This window comes from Emticicia fluvialis, from assembly GCF_024793945.1.
GTDB classification, from domain to species: Bacteria; Bacteroidota; Bacteroidia; order Cytophagales; family Spirosomataceae; genus Emticicia; species Emticicia fluvialis.
In genome coordinates, this window is record NZ_JANUSD010000001.1 from 217241 (window position 1) to 238491 (window position 21251).

The window sequence follows — 21251 nt, forward strand, 5'->3', positions numbered from 1 at the left end:
CGCAAATGACGGGTTGGCTGTAAAGTGCACTCAGGCGTGGGAACTCTTATAAGTGGGGGCAGGGAATCAGATGAGCCAGATACAGTTGAGCAGATAAATGTATCTGTTTTTTAAAAAATTGAGCGTTTTTTGAACGAATAGGTCTTTTAAAACATTCTCTTTTAAGAAAGTATGCGGCTGAAACGTATGGTTGGTGTACCAATCCTGTTCGTCTACTACGGTACGTAAAAAACAGTAATTGGTCTGTGGGTCAACCTTAAAGAAATCGTCGGCACTCGGGGGTATCCCGTGGGTATGATGAACAGTTTTTTTGACAGGAAAATAAAGCGAAACTGTATGTCGCTGGTTGGCATGGAGTAGCCCACTCAGACTCATAAACAGTATTATGTATAAAACCCGCTTTAACATTTCTAATCAGAATTTTTATAATAGGAAGTACATTCCCGGAATCCGGAATGAAACAACTGCCTGTTAATGTTCAACGAATCCTTAGATTGGTTTATTACCAAACACAAGGCGAGTTTTTTCAAATTCAAAATTAGAGCAATGAAGGCAAAGCCCATGTCAAACATGCGTTAAAAATTTATTAAAAAGTCTTTTTTGATTAAATATGCTCTGTTTTAAGATCGTTTTGTGTTTAAGTGACAGCTACTTCAATTAAGATTTATACTTGGAAAAGTACAAGTTTAGGTCTACCTTTGTAGAGAAAAAATGATGGTGTGTGAGATGAATAACACGCGTAAAAAGACATCAAAAATGGAAACCATATACGAGAAAAACCTGGGTACTAAACAGAAGGCTTTGCGTATCAATCTCAATAAACAGATTTACGGTTGTTTTGCTGAAATTGGCGCCGGGCAGGATGTAGCCGCCAACTTTTTTAAGGCCGGGGGGGCATCAAAAACCATTGCCAAAACCATGTCGGCCTACGATATGACCTTCTCTGATGCCATTTATGGCGCAATGGAAAACGGCCGTTATGTATGTGAACCACGCCTGATGAGCATGCTTGACCATGAGTATGGTTTGCTTATTGAGCGGCTTAACGAAAAAAGGGGAGAAACCTCTACATTTTTTGCTTTCTCTGACACAGTTGCAGCGCTTAATTACCACAAAACCAACGAAGCCCACGGCTGGATGGGTCTCAGGTTTCAGCTTACCCCGGGTGGTGCGTATAATGATATTATTATACACGTAAAAATGCTGGACAACGACAACGTTTTACAGCACCAGGCACTGGGCGTTCTGGGGGTTAATCTGGTTTACGGAAGTTTTTATTATTACCAGGACCCCGAAACGCTTTTGTTGTCGTTAATGGATGATTTGTCTAAAGACCGCATTCAGATAGACATGATACGCTTTGAAGGGCCAGACTTTGAGCATGTCGATAACCGACTGATGAGCCTTCGTCTGGTAATGCACGGATTGTCTGATATTGCTCTTTTTGGCGCCGATGGTGAAAACCTGCAACCTTCTGAGGTACTTTTCAGAAAACACGCGCTGGTTTTGAGAGGTCGTTTCAGGCCTTTGGTAAATGTGCATCTGGATATGCTCGACAACGGCACGAAACAGTTTATGCGTGAGCCTGACGTTGATAAAGACAAGGTTGTGGTGATGTGCGAAATTACCCTTCAGGGGCTGAAACAAAACGATGCTGAGATAGACGAGAAGGATTTTCTGGACCGCGTGGATATTCTGTGTTCGATGGGCCACATGGTAATGATATCAAACTATCAGGAATACTATAAGCTGGCTGCCTATGTATCAAAAATTACCAAACTTAAAATGGGATTGATTATAGGTTATCCTAATCTGGAATACATTTTTGAAGAAAAGCATTATACTGATTTAGCAGGTGGCATTCTTGAATCGTTTGCCACGTTATTCAGCCGCAACCTGAAAGTTTTTGTGTATCCGACCTATCAGAACGGCAAAATTATGAGTGGCATGCGGTTTACACCACCCATGCACCTGATTGATTTGTACAGGTATCTGATAGCCAATAATAAAATTGAAGACATTCATCATTATAACGACAAGAACCTGGCCATCAATACAGACAGAACGCTGCAACTAATAAAGCAGGGAGAAGAAGGCTGGGAAGAAAACGTTCCGGATGAAGTAATAAAAATGATAAAAGACCGTTGTCTGTTTGGTTTTCCGTGCGTAGTTATACCCGGCCAAAGCAAACAGGATGCGGCACCAGAAGAAAAGTAATTGGTGCAGGCAGAGAAGCGATTCTCTTTCTGTATCCGGTTTTTTTAAATAACTTATCGTATGATTAAAATGAGAACTAACCTACTGATTTTTAGTTTTTTAGTACTTTTTCAGCACTTATTCGCACAAGACTCACCTAAAATTGTTTTACCTTCAGGTACCGACTGGAACCAGCTAAAAGAAGGCACCCAGGTTGCTTTTCAGTTAAAAATTGAAGGTAAAGATTGTGGAAACTTCAAGTTTTCAATTCCGCAGGGCAAGGTAGATGGGATGGAACTGGATTCGCTCGGCAGATTTTCCTGGACACCCTCTTATGACCTGGTTGACCGCCTTACAGGCTTTAAATTTCAACAGGTTATTTTTGAGGCCAGATGTGACTCATCTAAAGACGTGGTGTCGGCCAAGGTAGAATTCAGAATACAGCATACCAATCGCCCTCCGATTGTAAAAGACCAGAACCCGTTTTATGTGCAATACAACACAACCAATATCTATAAGTTTGACCGCTACTTTGTTTACGACGAAGACAACGACCCCATAGTTATTATACCTTCGCTTGAAACGCTGCCCGAGGGCATGAAGATGTCGTCGCAGGGAGAAGTGTCCTGGACACCCTCGCTTACACAGTTTAAGCAATTGAAGAATCAGCCGCTATACATTGAGTTTTATGCAGAAGACCAGCCCTCAAAAGTACAGGTGAAAGGCAGGCTGAAAGTTGAGGCAACCCAGATAGACCTGCCTCCGGAAATTGTAGTGGTGCCAAGAGAGAGTAACTTTTTCCTGAAAGAGAACCAGACGGTGAGCCTGCGTTTTTATTTGTCAGACCCGAACGGCGATGACGATATTCAGGAGTTTGATTTTCTGACTGATAACCAGAATATTACCAAAAATATGCTGGTAAAAAACACGGCTAATCAGTATGAGTTTATTTTTAAACCCAGTTATGATTTTGTGAAAGACCCATACGACACGCTGTCGTTCACGGTTGATTTCTTTGTGATTGACAAAACCAGAAAGCGGGCTGTAAAAACCATTAAGTTTACCGTAAAAAACGCTGTTAACGAAGCTGAAGCCGATTTGAAGCTTTATAATCTGTACAGGGGAACCCTACTGAGAGGCTGGGAACTGATGGAGCAACTGAGAGAGAAAGAAGCCGAGTTGAAGAAATTGTATATTAAAGCTAAAAAAGGTAAGAAGAACAGGTCTATTGTAACGGCATCGTTGGGTGCTACTACTAGCCTGTCGTCTTTTCTGATACCCAAAGATCAACCGGAACAGCAAAGACTGGCATCTACTTTAGGTGGTACTACCGTGTTAACTATTGGTACACTGGAGGCAACCGAGGTAATTGGTAAATCAATGAAAGACCTGATAGACAGGCTGAATTACGTAATTGAGAAAAAGAATGAGATTCAGACCAAGGGAGATATCTTTGCACGTGACTTCTCTTTGAAATCGTCTCGCAGAGGGCCCGATTTCATCAGAAAAGTTGATGATTTCATGAGTACCATGAACCTGAAAGGGTTGGTGGTGCTTGACCTTGATGCGTCATGGGAGCCTAAAAACAAGCCAACTGACACTAATATCAAGAAAACATTTAAAGATTTTAATCCGGAAGAACAGACGAAACCTTGATTCTTAAATTTGTCTTAAATAATTCTTAAAAAAATCTTAAAATTTTGCAATTAGTTTAAATCGTGTACGTTTTTGAGTTATAATCAAAAACTTCAGAAATCATGCGATTTACCATTAACCATAAAGCAGCGCTATTGGGAGCAATAGGCTGCTTTTTTATGGCTTGCGCCAGACAGGGAGACATCGATTCAAAAACAGAAGAACCTGATTTATCAGGTGGCTCCGAAATCGCTCCAGAAAAACAAGATTCCCTGTTGCGGTCTCAATTCATCCGAAAGGTTGATTTAGATTTTAAGGTAAAAGATGTGCGGAAATCGTCAGAGCAAATTGAAGAGCTGGCTCTTAAGTATAATGGGTTCGTGAGTTACGCTCACATGCAATCAGAGGTAGAAGATAAGAAAACAATTATCATAAGTCCGGATTCTTTAATGGAAATTAGTTCGGTAAATATTACAAATAATATTACCCTCAGGATACCTAATAGGAATTTGCAGAGCCTTCTGAAAGACCTGAATGGTATGATACTTTATATAAACCACCGTACTATAGAGGCAGAAGAAGTAAGTTTAAGAATCTTATCGAGTGAGTTGGCAGCGATAAGACATGGAAAGTTTGTAGCGCGGAGCATAAAGGTTCATCAGAATCGGAAAGGTGACATAGAGACAGCAGTAGAGGCGGAAGAAACGCTGTTGGCTCATCAGATGAGTGCAGATGAGAGCAAACTAAAAAAGCTTGGAATACAAGAGCAGGTCAATTTAAGCACTATTACTATTCATCTTTACCAGCCTGCTTTTCTTGATAAAACAATGGTTGAAAACAACCAAAGAATGGATACCTACAGAACGGGTTTTTGGGTTCGTATCCAAAATTCACTAATGACAGGATGGGTTTTCCTGGAGGATGCAATAGTTCTTCTCATGAAACTCTGGGTATTTATTCTGGTAGCTGTAGGAATGATCTGGCTTCTGCGAACCAGAAAAACAGGCTATGCTGAACGCCCATAGGTAATGACTTTAAATTAGGCAGAAAATATAATTATCGGTGTAGGTTTCAGATACCTAGCAGCATATTGATGTTAGCAGCCGGGCAATGAAGCATTTGGGTAAGTGAGTATTAATATAAACAATAAAAAGCAAATCTAAAAACGGTCAAGTACTATTCTAAGAATATCTTGAACATTTGTGAGTTTTTCTTGTAATTTCGTGGCAGGATTCAAAAAGCAACAAATATGGTAAATTCGAAAATAGCAGGTATAGGATTTTACGTGCCTGAGCAGGTGGTAACAAATGCTGACCTGATGAAAGTAATGGATACTACGGATGAATGGATACAAGAGCGTTCGGGTATTAAAGAAAGAAGATACGGAAAAAAGCATGAAGAAACACCCACCACTATGGGTGCCAATGCCGCCAGAATAGCCTGCGAAAGAGCAGGCATAAAACCCGAAGAGATAGATTTTATTGTTTTTGCCACGCTAAGCCCCGACTATTATTTCCCGGGTTGCGGTGTGTTGCTGCAAAGAGAACTGGGTATTGCACACAAAGAAATGGGCGCTATTGATATCCGCAACCAGTGTTCAGGGTTTATCTATTCTTTGTCAGTAGCCGACCAGTTCATTAAAACCGGAATGTATAAAAATGTGCTGGTGGTTGGGTCTGAGATGCACTCAATGGGGTTGGATTTCACAACCCGTGGGCGAAATGTGGCCGTTCTTTTTGGTGATGGCGCTGGTGCTGTATTATTACAACCAACTACAGAAGAGGGCAAAGGTATATTAACAACCCATTTGCATTCTGATGGCACTTATGCTGAAGAACTGGCACTGATAAGCCCGGGTAGCCATGGCGGGTATCATCTGGGTAAAGAGAAGTTCGGTTTTCCTGATGCGCTGTATGGCGAAATTTTCGTGTACGAAAACCTGATTGAGAACAAAACCTATTACCCGAATATGAATGGTCAGCTGGTGTTTAAAACAGCAGTTACCAAGTTTCCGGAGGTAATCATGGAGGCCCTCAACAAAGTAGGTCTTAAACCAACCGATATTGATATGCTGGTGCCGCATCAGGCCAATTTACGTATCGCACAGTTTGTTCAGAAAACCCTGCAACTGCCAGACGAAAAAGTATTTAATAATATCATGAAATACGGTAACACCACAGCGGCTTCTATTCCGATTGCCCTTTGTGAGGCCTGGGAAGCAGGCAAAGTAAAAGACGGAGACCTGGTTTGTCTGGCTGCATTTGGTAGTGGATTTACATGGGGGTCTGCTCTGATTCGCTGGTAAAAGTTTCTGAAATGCTTATAAAACAAAAGACCCCGGGCAGAAATTCGGGGTCTTTTGTTTTATCTGGTATAAATACTATTCAATTTCAATAATCTTAAACTCGGTTCGGCGGTTGGTCTGGTGCTCGTCTTCGGTTTTGGCGTTTCTGATAAGCAGTTCGCTTTCTCCATAACCTTTGGCTGTAATACGCGCCCTGTCTATACCTTTGGAAACGATATAATTAACCGCAGACTCGGCACGTCTTTGCGACAGGCGCAGGTTATATATCTCGGTAGCACGAGCATCGGTATGAGAACCTAGCTCTATCTTAATGGTAGGGTTGTCTACCAGTATCTGCACAAGTTTATTCAGTTCAAGTGCCGCATCCGGTCTGATATCCCATTTATCAAGGTCGTAGTAAATATTCTCAACCCTGAACGTCTTGTCTAAAGTAATTTCTTCCAGATTGAGCGAGGTAAAGAAAGTAGTATCCGTAATGGCTTTTGTTAATAGCGACTGCGGTATGGTACGGCCATACATTGAGAAGTCTTCTCTTTTGGCCAGGTAGTTTTTCTTGCTACCCAATATTACGTAGTCGTTGTCTTCCTGCACTGCTATCGGGCCAAACTTGCCGTCTTTCTGCGTAATGATTTCTTTTAATGGCTCATCTTGTCCGGTAGCAAGAATCTTTACCGTTGCCGAGTCAAGCGGTACATTTTGATTGTTGGCATTTTTGGTATAAATAGTACCTGCCAGGAAGTACCTCACGGTTTTTATTTCCAGAGGTTTCGACAAGCTATCTGGTGTTGACCTCGGAATCAAAGGCGTTGCATCTGCCAGTTCGGTTTGTTTGGGTGCTTCGTAGTAGTAAATATCGTCATCGCCTTTGCCTCCAGCCCGGTTTGAACTAAAGAATACATCGCCGTTTTTACGCATTACCAGCCCGAAATCATCCATATTTGAATTATAAGGGAGCCCCATGTTTTCAACAGTAATTTTACCGCCTGAGCGAATAGCCACAAAAAGGTCTAATTTGCCAAGGCCTGGGTGTCCGTCAGATGCAAAGTACAGTTTTCCGTCTTCAGATACGTAAGGAAACATTTCGTCGCCTGCGGTATTGATTTCCTTGCCCATATTCACCGGATTCCCAAAACGGCCAGAAGCATCCATATTAACTCTGTAAAGGTCAATACCCCCAAATCCACCGGGACGGTTAGAGGCAAAGTAAATAGTTTTGCCGTCGCGCGAGAAAGCCGGAGAACCATCCCAACTGGCCGAGTCAGAAGCGCTCACATAACTGGGTTCTGTCCATCCGGTGCCATTTACATAGCGCGATATGTATAAATCCATGTCTGGAGAAAAGTCTTTTCTTTTGCCGGTATTGCCCCGGGCGTAAATCATGGTTTTACCGTCAGGCGAAAAGGCTGGGGTGCCTTCGTTGCGTTCTTCGTCAAAAATGGCATTGCTGAATTTCTCAGGTTTGCTCATTTCTTCCATGGTTCGGGCAAATCTTGATTTGTATAAACCTACATAAGGCAGGCCGTTAGAATACGTTTTGCTTTTGCGCGACGCAGTAAAAATCAGTTCATCGCCCAGCACAACCGGAGAAAACTCAGCCCCGGCAGTGTTGATTGCAGACAAATTGCTAAAAGTTATATCTGTCTGTTTTTGTTTCAGTTCGCCTATCAGCCTGAGCGAGTTTACCTCTCTGTAGGCTTTTTCGTTATAGGCTTTTATGGTGCTTTTGGCATCTATAAATTGTTGCAGCTCTTTTAGGGCCTGTTCATATTTTCCGGCTGCTTTCAGGGCAAATGCATAATGAAAGTGAGCTTCGGGTATCATCAGTTTGGCTTCAAAGGCCTTTTCGTAATACGGAATGGCCTCTACCCAGCGGTTCGACAAACGATAAGCCTCTGCAATTTTGTAGTTCAGGTTGGCTTTTTCACTTTCAGCAATATTGGTTACCTTTGACAGGTCTTTGATGGCTAGGTCGTACTGGCCTTTATCAAAACTTGCCAGGCCTCTTTTATAAGTCTGAAGTTGCGCAAAAACACCGTTCGAAAGGAGCAGAAAGGTAATGATATAGCGTATTTTTTTCATCATTTAAATGGTTGGGCTAACATACTTGCCCACAATTTTATAGATTGTAGCTCTAAGTTTGTTTTGTAAGTCAATCTTGTCAAAATTACGGGGCTTTAATGCCGTAAATTTTTCTTCAATTTAGATGTTTGACCTAATAACACAAACGTTTTTGAACCCGAAATGTTGTGTCAGTAAAAATATAAGTAAAGATGGCAAAAATATTAACCGAAATAAACATTTACCCTATTAAATCACTGGGGGGTATTTCACTTCAGGAAGCTCAGGTCGAAGACCGCGGCCTGCAGTATGACCGCCGATGGGTGTTGGCTGACGGTGATAATGTGTTCAGAACTCAACGTGAAAACGAACAAATGGCATTGATTGATGTGGCCATTGAGGCCGACGGCCTGCGGGTAAGCCATCGGAAGTTAGCAATTGCTCCATTAAAAGTGCCTTTTACACCGCAGACTGACGATACCCGTATGATAACTATCTGGGATGATACCGTAAAAGCCGTAAGGGTAAGCAATGAAGCCGATGTCTGGTTTACTGAAGTGCTGGGTAATGAAACATATCTGTATTATCAGCCTGATGATTCCATACGCCCTACAGACCCTAAATACTCAATTACGCATGAAGAACACACCAGCTTTGCCGACGCCTACCCGCTATTGTTAGTAGGGCAGGCAAGTTTAGATTTACTGAACGGAAAGCTGGACGAGCCGATAGGAATGAAACGCTTTCGTCCTAATCTGGTTTTCAGTGGCGGAGAGCCGCACGAAGAAGATAACCTCAGGTTTTTCTCTTTAGGAAACGCCAGGCTGGCAGGTGTAAAACCATGCGCCCGTTGCGTATTAACCACAATTAACCCTGAAACGGCAGAAAAAGGCAAGGAACCTTTAAAAACGCTGAACCAATACCGGCGCAATGGCAACAAGATTCTCTTCGGGCAGAATATACTGGTAATTGAAAAAGGAAAGATTCGCATTGGCGATGAAATATTACCCGAAGCATAGCACAAAGGCAGGTGACCCCCACCTGCTTATTTTTTTCTTAAGCGTTTTTCAATACTCTTTGGCTTGTCGTCTTTCTTTTTAGCCTCCGCTTCCTTTTTTTCTTTTATTTTTCTGAGGCCTCTCTGGTAGGTGTAGTACAAAAAACCGGCTACCGAAAACATCAGAAAAAAGTAACTGTCTTTAAGCGCTACTTTTTTATAAAGTGCCTGGTCTACAAACATGACCAAAAAAGCAAGACTCGCAAAAAGTATAATTGATTCTATGAGTTTCATATTAAACTAATGAGTGAATTAGTGAATTAGTGAATGAGCGAATGCGTGATTTTGAATGGAATTAACGCGTAATTACTGAATGAGCTTGCCTATGGCTTTAAACTTCATAAAAACGGCTTCGGTATGCGGCGCGTCTTTTAGCTCGTCGGTCAGGTCCTGGCCAGCCCAGTGTTCATAGTGCTTCCCGTTCCGCCATAGTCTTGATTCCGTCACATCATAAATAACCGACTGGTAAGCTACCCATATTTCTTCTTTATCCTGCCCGTTGCGAAGCGCCAGCTGGCCTCTGGTGTATTCTTTCAAGATTAATACAATTTTTTTTACAAAGTTCGTAAAGATTTATGAATGCAGGCAACTTAAAACAGATTAATTCATATCAGTTAAAATTTATCTACAACCAATAGCTTAAAAATTACGTCTATTTTATTAACAAGAATTTTTTTTGGTTTATATTTAAGCCATATTTGCTGTTGCTCTCAGGGCAAAATGATGTTGATTAAAAAAGGTTGAAAAACAAATTCAAAAATTTACTCTATGAAAAAAATTGCCATTCTTTTATTTGCTTGTAGTTTCTTTATTTTTTCTTGTGGTGGAGACAAAGTTGTACCGGTAAGCGAGAAAATCAAGAAAAACTGGTCTGCCAGTACAGTAAAGGAAGGAAGCGCCATTGTGTATAGTAAGGGTGCTGCCAGTAACACAAGACCCGGCTACTCGGGCTTTCAGTTAAGGTTATTGTCTTCTCCAACGGTTACTTATATTGAGTTCGACGGAAACGCTTTTTCGGGTCAGTATGAAGTAGTGGGCGACACCAAGCTGATTTTGAAAAACCTGAACCCTGCTCCGACAGGTACAAGCGGAACAATTGAGTTTACAATTGACTCAATTACCGATACCCAATTGATATTGACGCGCACATCGGCCAGTGCAAAGACCGGTGGCACCATAAATACATATACCCTTGTAACGCAATAAAAGGGATTGATTTTTGAAGGAAGGTGGGCTGCGAAGTCCACCTTTTTTTATCTTTGTGAAAAAATAGTGAAAAGGTTTTGCCAAAACAGCAAATAGCATGGAAAGAACAGAGTTGAATACATTAGGAGAGTTTGGTTTGATTGACCGCATAAAAACAAAATTCAGTTTGCAAAACCCTGAGTCTGTATTAGGGATTGGTGATGACGCAGCAGTGATTGACACGGGCGATCGATACATGCTTGTTTCGACAGATATGTTGCTGGAAGGGGTGCATTTTGACCTGGCCTATGTTCCGCTTCGCCATTTAGGGTATAAATCAGTAGCAGTGAATGTGTCTGACATTGCCGCCATGAATGGCATTGCCAAACAAATAACTGTAAGTGTAGGGTTGAGCAATCGTATGTCGGTAGAGGCAGTTGATGAAATTTATGAAGGCATTAAATTTGCCTGTGAGGACTATCAGGTTGATTTAATAGGAGGCGATACCACCTCGTCACGCTCGGGCCTTGTTATTTCTGTTACCGTAACCGGTTTTGTAGATAAAGACAAGGTAGCTTACAGAAGCGGAGCAAAACCGAATGATATTTTGTGCGTAACCGGCGATTTAGGCGCTGCTTACTTTGGGTTGCAGATTTTGGAAAGAGAAAAACAGGTTTTTCTGGCTAACCCGGGTATGCAGCCAGACCTGGAAGAGAAATCGTATCTGGTGGGTAAACAACTGAAACCCGAAGCCAGAACAGACATTGTGCATGAGCTGGCTGAAGCAGGTGTAGTACCTACTTCTATGATTGATATATCAGACGGGTTGGCCTCTGAAATTATCCACCTAAGCACACAATCGGGCGTTGGGGCGCTTATTTTTGAAGAGAAACTACCCATTGAAGATATTACCATGCTAACGGCAACCGAGTTTAAGCTGAGCCCGGTTACGGCGGCCTTAAACGGAGGAGAAGACTACCAGCTGCTGTTTACCATCAAACAGTCTGACTTTGATAAAATCAAGAATGTAACAGATATAACGCCTATTGGCTACATGACAGAAAGCAAGGCCGTAGAACTGGTACTGAACAGCGGCTCAAAAGTGGGTATCACAGCCCAGGGGTGGAATCACTTACAATAGTCATAGAACATGTATTGCAACCTGAAAACTTTTCGCAAACTTACCTTTTTACTTGTTTTTCTTTGCCTGAGCCCTGTTCTTATGGCGCAGGTAGCGCAAGCCCCCCTTGCGCATCCAACAGTACCGGCTATAATTGAGCAGGTAAAGAAAAAATATGCCCCTGATAAACGCGTAGCTGTTTTTCAGGTTGAGCTGGATAGCAACAAACTGAGAGGCAAGACCAATTTGCCCCTTGCCAAAAAAGAATTGCTGGGCAGGTTGAAAAATAATGGCTTCGAGCTGATTGACGAAGTAAAGCTTTTGCCTGATGTAAAAGAACTGGAAGATAAAATATATGCAATTGTAAATGTATCGGTGGCTAATATCCGCACGCAACCCAAGGAAGCAGCCGAGTTGGCAACACAGGCCCTGCTGGGTACTACACTTAAAGTGCTTGATAAAGACCGTTACTGGTATCTGGTACAAACGCCCGATAACTACATTGGCTGGGTAGAAGGTACTACCATTAAGCGATTCGTTAAAACAGATATAGAAGTATATAGTAGTAAACCAAAACTGATGTTTGCCAAGCCATTCGGCTTTGCGTTCACCGAGGCAGATGAAAACACTCAAACGGTTTCTGACCTTACCTGGGGCAACCTGCTAACCGTAAAAGACACCCTGGCCAATTATTTTGAGGTGGCGTATCCGGATGCACGCAAAGGATTTGTGCTGAAACACGAGGCAGTCTCTTATCAGGAATGGAAGAAAATAACTTCACCAAGCCCTGAGTCATTAACAAAAACTGCTTACCGCATGATGGGCCTGCCGTATCTGTGGGGTGGTACCTCATGGAAAGGTGTAGATTGCAGCGGTTATATGCGCATGGTTTTTCAGACCAATGGCATTCTGCTGCCAAGAGATGCCTCTCAGCAGGCCTTTGTAGGCGAAGAAGTAGCCTTTGAAAACCTACAGGTAGGCGACCTGCTGTTTTTTGGTGAAAAATCTACTGCCGATAAACCCGAAAGAGTAGTGCACGTAGGTATGTGGATAGGCAACAATGAGTTTATACATTCTTCGGGTATGGTGCGCATCAGTAGTTTTGATAAAGAAAGTACTCGCTATGATGCCGGTAATGCGGCACGTTATCTGCGTGCCAGGCGTATCCTGGGTCTGGGAACTGACAAAGGTATCGTTTCTCTCAAAAATTAGTCCTCGTACATTTTATTTGTCAGATTGACACCAATTCCGTACTTTTAAAGTATCTATTCAAAGCCTTTAACAATGTATTTACCTGCAATGAAAAAATCAATCATTTTTTCTATCACTGTTCTATTGTTATCAGTTGCCTTTAGGCAAGACTCAGGGAAACTCTCAGACGAAGAATATGCCAAACTGACAGAAGAAGATAAACGGAAAGTGCAATATGCACTGGATGGCGTAAAGCTGGCCGACCCTGAGCTGGAGGTAACACTTTTTGCCTCTGAGCCAATGATGATGAACCCCACCAACATGGATATTGACGCCAAAGGCAGGGTCTGGATTTGCGAAGGCTACAATTACCGCAATCAGCTAAATCCTAAGAATCCATATAACAAAAAGGGCGACAGAATTTTGATTCTGGAAGATACAGATAAAGATGGAAAAGCTGATAAAACCACTGTGTTTTATCAGGGTGAAGAGATTAACTCGGCTTTAGGCGTATCTGTTTTGGGCAATAAAGTAATTGTGTCTTGCAGCCCTAATGTGTTTTTGTTCACCGATGAAAACGGAGACGACAAGGCAGATAAAAAGGAAGTGATTTTTACTAACCTGAAAGGGGTACAGCACGACCACGCCATTCATGCCTTTACGTTCGGGCCTGATGGTAAGTTGTACTTTAATGGAGGTAATGAGATAGAAACCCTGAGTGATAAAAACGGAGTAGAGCTGAAAGACGACCTGGGCAGACCTTTTTCAAGCTACAAGCAGGGCAAGATTTTTAGATGTGATGTAGATGGCTCGAACGTGGAGATTCTTGCACACAATTTCAGAAATAATTATGAAGTTGCCATTGATTCTTACGGCAGAATGTGGCAATCTGATAACGATGATGACGGCAACAAGGGCGTGCGTATCAACTACGTAATAGACCATGGCAACTATGGCTATAAAGATGAAATGACCGGGGCAAGCTGGCAGGAACGCCGCACCAACTGGGAAAACGAAATACCTTTGCGCCACTGGCACCTGAACGACCCCGGTGTAGTGCCGAATCTGCTACAGACAGGGGCAGGTTCACCAACCGGCATGATTATCTACGAGGGCGATTTGCTGCCCCAAAAGTACCGCAATCAGATGATTCATTGCGATGCCGGGCCAAACATTGTGCGCTCTTACGCAGTAGAAAAAAGTGGCGCTGGATTCAAGGCCACCATCAACAATATTCTTGACGGCTCAACCCGAGACAAGTGGTTCCGCCCGTCTGATGTAACCACAGCGCCCGACGGCTCTATTTTTATTGCCGACTGGTACGACCCGGGCGTGGGCGGCCATGCCATGGGTGACAGCCTTCGCGGGCGAATTTATCGTGTAGCACCCAAAGGAAGCAAATTCTCGGTACCGGTCTTTGATTTTGAAACGCCTGAAGGCTGCGTAAAAGCCCTGCAGAATCCGAATCTGGCTGTGCGTTATTTGGCCTGGACAAAACTAAACCAATGGCAGAAAAAAGCTGAACCTGCATTGCAGGCCATGTGGGCTTCTGAAAACCCGCGTATACGCGCCAGAGCCTTATGGTTGCTGGCTAACATAAAAGGCGAAGAGAAGAAATATATTAATGCCGCTCTGACAGACAAAAACGAAGATGTACGCATGGTTGGTCTGCGTTTGGCGCAGGAGCTTAAAATGACAGATTTTGCAGTACTGACCAAATTGGCGCAAGACCCTTCGCCGCAAATCAGAAGGGAAGTGGCATTGGCTATTCGTCATAGTAAAAATCCGGAGGCTGCCAATATCTGGGTATCACTGGCAAACCAATACGATGGCACCGACCGATGGTATCTGGAGGCGCTGGGTATTGCTGCCGATAACCAATGGGATAGCTTTTTTGCCAAGTACATAGAAACCATAGGCGAACGCTGGAAATCTGATGCCAAAGCCAAAGATATAGTGTGGAGAAGCCGCTCGACCGACAATATTTACCGGCTCGCTGAATTAGCCAAAACTTCAGAAGGGGAGGCCAGACTAAGATATTTCCGTGCTTTCGATTTTCAGTCGAATCCGGAAAAAACCACAGTGCTGCTGGGTATGCTGGATGGTGGTAAGGCACCTGCCGATGTAATGACCTTGGTTTTTAAGCATCTTGATGTTGAAAGTGCTAAAAAAGATGCGCGCTATGCTGCGCTTTTGCCTAAAGTGCTGGCTGGTATTCAATCGCCATCCGATTACCTGGATATTGTAAAACGTTACCAGTTGAAAGACCAGTCAACTCGTTTGGTGAATATGGTAATGGACGACAAAACATTTGGTGGTGAGGCAGCCAGACTACAGATTAGATTAAATGGACTGGATGCATTTAAAAAACTGACCACCAGCAAGGATGAAAAAACAGTGCTGAAAGCGATAGATATGTTTGGCGGCGTTGACGAAAAGCCAGTTACCGATTATCTGATAACCTTATACAACAATAAAGCGAAGAGCATGGCAGTGCGCGAAAGAGCCATGTGGGCCATGACTGGCTGGAACAGTGAAGAGATTCTGTGGAATCTGGTGAAAGCCAATAAGGTGCCCGAAGATGTAATGCCGATTGCACAGAAAATACTATTGAAAACCTGGCATGGCGACATCCGTTCAGAGGCCATGAAAATGTTCGGAGCAAGTGTTGATAAGTCGGTTGGTAATATCAATGACCTGGTGAAACTGACCGGTAATGCATCAAAAGGACAGGAAGCATTTAAGATGTATTGTACTTCATGCCACGTGGGTAAGGGCGAAGGCGTTAATTTTGGCCCTGCCTTGACCGAGATTGGTAGTAAATTATCTAAAGATGCTTTGTTTTCTGCAATTCTGAACCCAAGTCAGGGCATCAGTTTCGGTTTTGAGGGCTTTACGGTAAAATTGAAAAACGGCACTGAAGTAGACGGAATGATATTGACCAGAACCGAAAACGACGTTACAATGAAAACGCTTGGCAGCGCTAACCCTACCTCATACAAGCGTTCTGAGATTGTATCTATCAAAGAACACAAAGAGTCGCTGATGCCACAGTTTCCGTTGCAAAAACAAGAACTTGTTGACCTGGTAGAATACCTGTCGACCTTGAAAAAATAATCACTGCAAAGGTTTGAAGGCAAACCTTTGCAAGGTTGAATTTAGTACTTATGAAGCCCAAAATTACACTGGAATATTGCCCGAAATGCCATTGGCTGATGCGTTCTGCATGGTTGGCACAAGAGTTACTCACTACCTTTGAAGAGGAGCTGGGCGAAGTAAGTCTACGCCCAAGTGAGGTGTCCGGTAGTTTCAAGGTTTTATTGAATGAAGAGGTAATCTTTGACCGTAAAAGAGAAGGACACTTTCCGGAAATAAAGGAGCTAAAGCAACTGGTAAGAGACCTGATTGCACCGGCGAAATCGCTAGGGCATAGCGACAGGAAGTAGCGCCAAGGTAGCCGAAATTCAAATGGCATTAAAAATTTAAAAACAAACGGAGCAGGTAGTATTACCAGGCTCCGTTTTTGTTTTCAACTTTATCAGGTACAGCAAACTAATTTCTTTCTAAAACAACTTTGCGAACAAATGTTTATATAATGGATGAAAAGCCAGGCATAAGGCTCAGGACTTCTTCATTTGTTTAATCCATTCTTTTATCAGCTCAATGCCCTCTTTGTGATTGGTTTTACGGCCTACCTCGGGCATCATTTCACCCGGGTCTGTTGATTCAATCCTATACAGCAGGATAGACTCTTCCGGTTTCCCCGGTACAATATCAAACTTCCTGTTTCCGGAACCTCTCCCGGCAGCTACCGGGGTTTTCATGATACCATAGGCAAGCTGGTCGGTCTCATGTATACTCAGATTAAGGCCTGAGGTTTGCGCAGGGCCCCCTAATCGGTGGCAGTGGGCACAATTGATGTCAAGCCATATTCTGGCTCTTTCGTCCAGGGTCCCGGTTTCAGGTTTATTCCAAACCGGCGCTTTGGGTACCAGTTCAAGAGCTGGCAAATGCTGCAGAACTCCTGTTTTTTGCCAGGCAATAAGCTGGTTTTCAGTTTCTTCCTTTGTTCCCCATGCTTTGTAGCTTCCATTAAGTTGCCGGGCAGAAGGCCCAATGGGTGACATCACCTCGTTTCGGTTATGGCAACCTTTGCACTGGTTCAGGTTGGGTACACTATACTCGTGTTTTTTCTTTTTACCGTTCAGGTCAATGTAGCTTACTTCTTTGGTGTCACCCGCCACCTCCAGATAAGCCTCTGTCTGCTCGTCGTTCCATACATAAGCCAGTGCTTTCCAGCCATCGGGTTCATGTATCAGCAGGCGGGTTTCCATAATTCTTCTGCCTTTATCAATATTTCTGAAATCGTTGGGGTAATAAAACGTTTTTATAAGGGTTGAACCAACCGGAAAATCTAACACTTCTGTGGCATTATAAGGAACTTTTGCACCTTCGGGCAGTTTTACGAATCTCAATTTCTCGGCGTAATCACTAAACAAGGGGGTATTTAAAGAGTAGGGTACAACACCTGCCACAGGTTTCTGAGCAGCCATGTTACCCTCAAAAAAATGATAATCTGATAGTTTCTCCCTGGGCATGCTTGCCTTTACCTCTTTTGTTGCAGTTTCCTGCTTCAAAGAAGTAAAAGCAAAAATGCCAAGAGCCAGGAGTAAAAAAACAATTTTGTGCATTAAAGAAAGAGAGGTCAAACGCTTAGGTCGGAAAAAAATAATTAATCAATTGAGGCCACTTTCAGACTTTCCAGCGAACAGTTATGAACTGAGGCATCGCGTGAAACATTCTTGAAATTATGTTCCACATCAAGATTGGCAAAAGAGGTATTTTTATTGTTTTTAATACACAAAACTTTCTGATTATTTTTAGCGTCAACAATGCCATCCCACTGGATATGCGGCACATTTTTACCGAATCGTAGTTTAAAACGATACATCTGTCCGAAACGCCCTTTACTGGTAGCCTTTACATGCTGGCGCTCAAAAACATTATCATGAATATTGATGGCCACCGGATAAGGATAATAAGTAGGGTCTTTTATGGGGTTTTCGGTAGTAAAATAACTGATAATGCCAGTACTTACCGATTTATTATCGATAATCTGATTATTGAATATTTCCACATTATTGGCAGCCAGAATCAGCACTCCTGTGCCATCAGGTACCTTACCCACAATATTTCCTTTCGGGGCAAAATTGCGCAAATTGTTGTGGTGAATATTGTTGTTGAACACACGGGTATAACCACCTTTTTTAAGAATCAGGTCTGGCAGGTCAAATACCAGAATACCGCCTGTGTTTTCAGTGGCTTCGTTTTCATACACATCTGCATTGAGCGAGTTTTCAATTTCAATGCCTGCCACATTACGAAAAGCACGGGATTTACGGACAATAATATCTTTCGATTGCCCTACATAAATGCCTGCATCAGAAGCGCCAATGGCTTCGCAGCCTTCAATGAGCACTTTTTCGCATTGTACCGGATATAGGCCATACGAACCATTTTCTTTTTTGGGGCCACCCGTCCATTCGGTTTTTACGTTTCTGAAAGTAATGCCTTTTACGTTCATGGTTTTTACGGCATCTCCTTTACTGTCCTGCACGGTCAGATCCTGTATAATAATATTTTCTGCATTTGACACACGAATACCCTCTGCACCTTCGGTCTGCCCTTTAAAAGACAAAATGGTTTTATCTTTCCCTTTTCCCTTGATTATGATGTTTTTCTTACCTTCCATAGAAAGGCTGGCCGTGAAAGTGAAAGAACCCTCGTCCAGCTCAATAGTAGAGCCGTTTTCAGCCATAATAAACTGTGTCTGGTAGCGTTTCTGAATATCTTTTTGAGCATAGACAACAGCCGAACAGACCATTAGGGTAGTTATAAAAAAGGCAGTCTTCTTCATTTTGTTTAGGATTGAATGAACAGATTCCAAATCTTGCATTTTTTCGGGATATAATTGTTTGATAAATGTCAAATAATTAAAGGCTGCTCAAATAAAGAAGTTGTGCTGTTAATCTTTCTGCCCTCTTACCCGGCTGAGGGTTTCCAGCTTTATGCCTAAAAATGAAGCCAGATACTTAAGCGGTATGCGTTGCACAAATTCGGGTTTGTGTTGCAGCAGGTACTGGTAACGTTGCCTGGCTGTAAGTGTTTGCAGAATAATCTTCATCTCTTCTATTTGCACCAGATATTGCTCGGTTATTATACGGCCCAATCGCTCTATTTCATGAAACCTGCCATATAGTTGTTGAATATCATCATACTTCAAAACAATTGTTCTGGTGTCTTCCAGCGCCTGAATGTGCGTGAGGCTGGGTTTTTGCGAGAAAAAACTATGGGTTGAAATAGCGATTGCGTTTTCGAAGCCAAACCAGGTGTTTATTTCATTGGCATTGGCGTCTTCAAAATACTCTCTTACAGAACCTGAAATGATAAAATGAAGCTCATCAGATACATTGCCCTGCAAAACAAGAAAGTCTTTCCGGCTGAAGGTTCTCTGATGTAAGAAAGGAACAAGCGCATTGATGCTTTCCTGCGATAAGGGAGATAGTTTTAGAATAAACTGAAGGTAGTTTTCGTATTCGGGAAGCATAGTGAAAGAAATAGCTCTACAATATTAGTAGAAAAGTATCAGAAACAATATTTTTTTCCAACTTTGTAAATTATCCGTCTGTTAAACAACCAATTAAAAATTGCTCAATGAAAAAATTGTTTTTAATGCTATTTACCTCGGCTGTTATGTCTAATCTTTATGCCCAGAACGAAACTATTTTACTGTATTCTGATGCAGTACCCGGCTTAAAAAAGCAAGTACCGGAGGACTCTAAAACCACCGACGGCATTACGCGTGTAAAAGATATTACCCAGCCCGCTCTGATTGTTTATCCTGCCAAAAAGAAAACCACCGATGCAACCGTAATTATATGCCCGGGTGGTGGTTATGGTATTCTTGCCATAGACCACGAAGGCTACGACATTGCCAAATGGTTTAATGCCAGAGGCATGACAGCCTTTGTGTTGAAATATAGATTGCCGCAGGAAGAGTTGTTTGATAACGACGAGATCAGACCTTTACAGGATGCCCAGCAGGCCATTAGGATTGTACGTAAAAATGCCGCTAAGTATGGAGTGGCCGCCGATAAAATAGGTATTATGGGCTTTTCGGCAGGGGGGCACCTGGCCTCTACGGCGTCTACGCATTTTACAAGCCAGGTAGGAGAGCTTACCGACCCATCGGTAAGTGTGCGTCCGGATTTTTCTTTGCTCATTTACCCTGTTATATCATTTGGCAACAGGTTTACGCACATGGGCTCAAGAGACAACCTGATTGGAAAGAACCCACCGGTAGATAAAATTGAACTATATTCAAACGACAAACAGGTAACCAAAGATACCCCTCCCACATTTTTAATCAGCACCACCGATGACGGCGTACAGCCTGAAAACAGTATTGCGTATTTTCTGGCCTGCAAAAAAAATAAAGTGCCTGTTGAAATGCACATTTATGAAAAAGGAGGCCATGGTTATGGATTAAAGAAAAAAGGAAGAGGCCCAGTAGAAACATGGGCCAACCGCATGGAAGACTGGCTGAAAGACAGAAAACTGATGAAGTAATCAACAAGGGGTGGAATAAAATTCCATCCTTTTTCTTTTACGCCAACCTCCGCATAATCAAACCCTTTATTAAATCATAAAACTGGTGGGGCTTTAGAGTCCGCCAGTTACCGACCTGTAATGTTCCGCCGAAATTGATGTAAGAGTCAAGATGGTAACGTCTGAACTCGTCAAGAATAAAATCCCTGAAATTAACGGCGGCTATCCAGCCATCTTCTACGTCTTCAAACCATTCTTCGTAGTAGTCTTCATCTCCACCATGAAATTGTAACAGGTTTTCACCAATCAGAATATATTGATTAATACCTTTCTTAGTAAGATGGTCTACTACGGTTCTTTTCAGAAACATGACATCATTATGAAGTGTGTCGTTCCATTCGCCGAATACTTCAATAATGGCATAATGATGTTCATAATCTGCCATCAGAATTTTACAATACAGTGTTTCTGAGCCAATAGAGTCCCAGTTAGGGTCAATATAATAACCATATATGGTATCCTCGTATTCAATACCATACGTGCGGCCATAAAAGGGTGAATTTTCGTCGTCTTCCGACAGGTAATATCTCTGCCAGTTATAAAAGGGTTCAATTTCGTGCATGCGGACTTGGGATTGATTTAATCAGAATAAGATTACCGGTTTTATGATTATTTTCTCTGAGTTTTGTGGCTGATGATAGTCATCTCAAACTTCAGAATAAATAAAAGTAATGCAATTAAAGGCCAAATTTAAAACAGGAAGTTAAGCTGCCAAACAACTACAATTTATTAAAGATATCATCACAACATATTTTTCAAAAGAGTGTTTAAATTCTTTATCTTGGCGGGGCAGTTGCAAAACCTTTCTGGTAAACAAAACTAACTCTTAATACAAT

At 42.4% G+C, this 21251-nt stretch carries 19 protein-coding genes; 11 read left to right on the forward strand and 8 right to left on the reverse strand.

The annotated features are described in order from the left end of the window. Positions 1-66: 66 nt before the first annotated feature. Positions 67-375, reverse strand: a complete 309-nt coding sequence (locus NZ848_RS00925; protein WP_253533196.1) for a hypothetical protein — start codon at positions 373-375, stop codon at positions 67-69. A 381-nt stretch (positions 376-756) separates the two neighbouring features. Here NZ848_RS00925 and NZ848_RS00930 point away from each other — a divergent pair, with 381 nt between their 5' ends. The 4 genes from NZ848_RS00930 to NZ848_RS00945 all read left to right on the forward strand — a co-directional run bounded on the left by NZ848_RS00930 (position 757) and on the right by NZ848_RS00945 (position 6136). After that, entirely contained in the window at positions 757-2217 is a 1461-nt protein-coding gene (locus tag NZ848_RS00930; protein WP_259013996.1) for a TonB-dependent receptor, read from the forward strand. 69 nt (positions 2218-2286) lie between these two features. After that, entirely contained in the window at positions 2287-3852 is a 1566-nt protein-coding gene (locus tag NZ848_RS00935) for a hypothetical protein (RefSeq protein ID WP_259013997.1), read from the forward strand. A gap of 101 nt (positions 3853-3953) precedes the next feature. Then, positions 3954-4856, forward strand: a complete 903-nt coding sequence (locus NZ848_RS00940) for a DUF4349 domain-containing protein (RefSeq protein WP_259013998.1) — start codon at positions 3954-3956, stop codon at positions 4854-4856. 224 nt (positions 4857-5080) lie between these two features. Further along, complete coding sequence (locus tag NZ848_RS00945) at positions 5081-6136, forward strand: 3-oxoacyl-ACP synthase III family protein (RefSeq protein WP_259013999.1); 1056 nt, start codon at positions 5081-5083, stop codon at positions 6134-6136. A 75-nt stretch (positions 6137-6211) separates the two neighbouring features. Here the strand turns inward: NZ848_RS00945 and NZ848_RS21490 are convergent, their stop codons facing one another. Continuing rightward, entirely contained in the window at positions 6212-8215 is a 2004-nt protein-coding gene (locus NZ848_RS21490) for an OmpA family protein (RefSeq protein WP_309600815.1), read from the reverse strand. Between the two features lie 191 nt (positions 8216-8406). Here NZ848_RS21490 and NZ848_RS00955 point away from each other — a divergent pair, with 191 nt between their 5' ends. Beyond that, entirely contained in the window at positions 8407-9213 is an 807-nt protein-coding gene (locus tag NZ848_RS00955; protein WP_259014000.1) for an MOSC domain-containing protein, read from the forward strand. A 26-nt stretch (positions 9214-9239) separates the two neighbouring features. On the opposite strand, the gene NZ848_RS00960 is transcribed toward NZ848_RS00955, so the two are convergent. Together NZ848_RS00960 and NZ848_RS00965 are read right to left on the reverse strand one after the other, a co-directional pair. Continuing rightward, positions 9240-9485: a hypothetical protein gene (locus NZ848_RS00960; protein ID WP_259014001.1), complete on the reverse strand. Its 246-nt coding sequence runs from the start codon at positions 9483-9485 to the stop codon at positions 9240-9242. A 72-nt stretch (positions 9486-9557) separates the two neighbouring features. After that, complete coding sequence (locus NZ848_RS00965; protein WP_101727488.1) at positions 9558-9788, reverse strand: cytochrome b5 domain-containing protein; 231 nt, start codon at positions 9786-9788, stop codon at positions 9558-9560. Positions 9789-10019: 231 nt separating this feature from the next. Here NZ848_RS00965 and NZ848_RS00970 point away from each other — a divergent pair, with 231 nt between their 5' ends. From NZ848_RS00970 to NZ848_RS00990, 5 genes are all read left to right on the forward strand, one after another. Further along, positions 10020-10457, forward strand: coding sequence for a hypothetical protein (locus NZ848_RS00970; RefSeq protein WP_259014002.1), 438 nt, complete (start codon positions 10020-10022; stop codon positions 10455-10457). Between the two features lie 97 nt (positions 10458-10554). Continuing rightward, on the forward strand, positions 10555-11577 hold the full coding sequence (gene thiL / locus NZ848_RS00975; protein ID WP_259014003.1) for a thiamine-phosphate kinase: 1023 nt from the start codon (positions 10555-10557) through the stop codon (positions 11575-11577). An 81-nt stretch (positions 11578-11658) separates the two neighbouring features. Next, positions 11659-12768, forward strand: a complete 1110-nt coding sequence (locus tag NZ848_RS00980) for a C40 family peptidase (RefSeq protein ID WP_259014004.1) — start codon at positions 11659-11661, stop codon at positions 12766-12768. An 87-nt stretch (positions 12769-12855) separates the two neighbouring features. Further along, positions 12856-15864 (forward strand): PVC-type heme-binding CxxCH protein, encoded by a 3009-nt coding sequence (locus NZ848_RS00985; protein WP_259014005.1) that lies wholly within the window; start codon positions 12856-12858, stop codon positions 15862-15864. 35 nt (positions 15865-15899) lie between these two features. Continuing rightward, a complete protein-coding gene (locus NZ848_RS00990) occupies positions 15900-16193 on the forward strand; it encodes a SelT/SelW/SelH family protein (protein WP_259014006.1) in 294 nt (97 codons plus the stop codon). Positions 16194-16367: 174 nt separating this feature from the next. Here NZ848_RS00990 and NZ848_RS00995 read toward each other — a convergent pair whose 3' ends face one another. From NZ848_RS00995 to NZ848_RS01005, 3 genes are all read right to left on the reverse strand, one after another. Next, positions 16368-17438 (reverse strand): SO2930 family diheme c-type cytochrome, encoded by a 1071-nt coding sequence (locus NZ848_RS00995; protein ID WP_259014007.1) that lies wholly within the window; start codon positions 17436-17438, stop codon positions 16368-16370. A gap of 41 nt (positions 17439-17479) precedes the next feature. Next, the gene (locus tag NZ848_RS01000) at positions 17480-18664 is read right to left on the reverse strand and encodes a parallel beta-helix domain-containing protein (protein WP_259014008.1); all 1185 of its coding nucleotides are present in this window, start codon (positions 18662-18664) and stop codon (positions 17480-17482) included. A gap of 108 nt (positions 18665-18772) precedes the next feature. Beyond that, positions 18773-19354 (reverse strand): Crp/Fnr family transcriptional regulator, encoded by a 582-nt coding sequence (locus tag NZ848_RS01005; RefSeq protein WP_101727272.1) that lies wholly within the window; start codon positions 19352-19354, stop codon positions 18773-18775. Between the two features lie 107 nt (positions 19355-19461). Between NZ848_RS01005 and NZ848_RS01010 the strand changes: the two genes are divergently transcribed. Further along, complete coding sequence (locus NZ848_RS01010; RefSeq protein ID WP_259014009.1) at positions 19462-20376, forward strand: alpha/beta hydrolase; 915 nt, start codon at positions 19462-19464, stop codon at positions 20374-20376. Positions 20377-20413: 37 nt separating this feature from the next. On the opposite strand, the gene NZ848_RS01015 is transcribed toward NZ848_RS01010, so the two are convergent. Continuing rightward, positions 20414-20977 carry a hypothetical protein gene (locus NZ848_RS01015; protein WP_259014010.1) on the reverse strand — a complete coding sequence of 188 codons (564 nt, stop codon included), beginning with the start codon at positions 20975-20977 and terminating at the stop codon, positions 20414-20416. Positions 20978-21251 lie beyond the last annotated feature (274 nt).

Excerpts from the sequence above, each read along its gene's own strand:
- NZ848_RS00945 (WP_259013999.1), top strand. The coding sequence starts at position 5,081 with ATGGTAAATTCGAAAATAGCAGGTATAGGATTTTACGTGCCTGAGCAG.
- NZ848_RS01000 (WP_259014008.1), bottom strand. The coding sequence starts at position 18,664 with ATGAAGAAGACTGCCTTTTTTATAACTACCCTAATGGTCTGTTCGGCT.
- NZ848_RS01010 (WP_259014009.1), top strand. The coding sequence starts at position 19,462 with ATGAAAAAATTGTTTTTAATGCTATTTACCTCGGCTGTTATGTCTAAT.
- NZ848_RS00970 (WP_259014002.1), top strand. The coding sequence starts at position 10,020 with ATGAAAAAAATTGCCATTCTTTTATTTGCTTGTAGTTTCTTTATTTTT.
- NZ848_RS21490 (WP_309600815.1), bottom strand. The coding sequence starts at position 8,215 with ATGAAAAAAATACGCTATATCATTACCTTTCTGCTCCTTTCGAACGGT.
- NZ848_RS00925 (WP_253533196.1), bottom strand. The coding sequence starts at position 375 with ATGAGTCTGAGTGGGCTACTCCATGCCAACCAGCGACATACAGTTTCG.
- NZ848_RS01005 (WP_101727272.1), bottom strand. The coding sequence starts at position 19,354 with ATGCTTCCCGAATACGAAAACTACCTTCAGTTTATTCTAAAACTATCT.
- NZ848_RS00940 (WP_259013998.1), top strand. The coding sequence starts at position 3,954 with ATGCGATTTACCATTAACCATAAAGCAGCGCTATTGGGAGCAATAGGC.
- NZ848_RS00955 (WP_259014000.1), top strand. The coding sequence starts at position 8,407 with ATGGCAAAAATATTAACCGAAATAAACATTTACCCTATTAAATCACTG.
- NZ848_RS01015 (WP_259014010.1), bottom strand. The coding sequence starts at position 20,977 with ATGCACGAAATTGAACCCTTTTATAACTGGCAGAGATATTACCTGTCG.
- NZ848_RS00935 (WP_259013997.1), top strand. The coding sequence starts at position 2,287 with ATGAGAACTAACCTACTGATTTTTAGTTTTTTAGTACTTTTTCAGCAC.
- NZ848_RS00980 (WP_259014004.1), top strand. The coding sequence starts at position 11,659 with ATGGCGCAGGTAGCGCAAGCCCCCCTTGCGCATCCAACAGTACCGGCT.
- NZ848_RS00995 (WP_259014007.1), bottom strand. The coding sequence starts at position 17,438 with ATGCACAAAATTGTTTTTTTACTCCTGGCTCTTGGCATTTTTGCTTTT.
- NZ848_RS00985 (WP_259014005.1), top strand. The coding sequence starts at position 12,856 with ATGAAAAAATCAATCATTTTTTCTATCACTGTTCTATTGTTATCAGTT.
- NZ848_RS00930 (WP_259013996.1), top strand. The coding sequence starts at position 757 with ATGGAAACCATATACGAGAAAAACCTGGGTACTAAACAGAAGGCTTTG.
- NZ848_RS00960 (WP_259014001.1), bottom strand. The coding sequence starts at position 9,485 with ATGAAACTCATAGAATCAATTATACTTTTTGCGAGTCTTGCTTTTTTG.
- thiL (WP_259014003.1), top strand. The coding sequence starts at position 10,555 with ATGGAAAGAACAGAGTTGAATACATTAGGAGAGTTTGGTTTGATTGAC.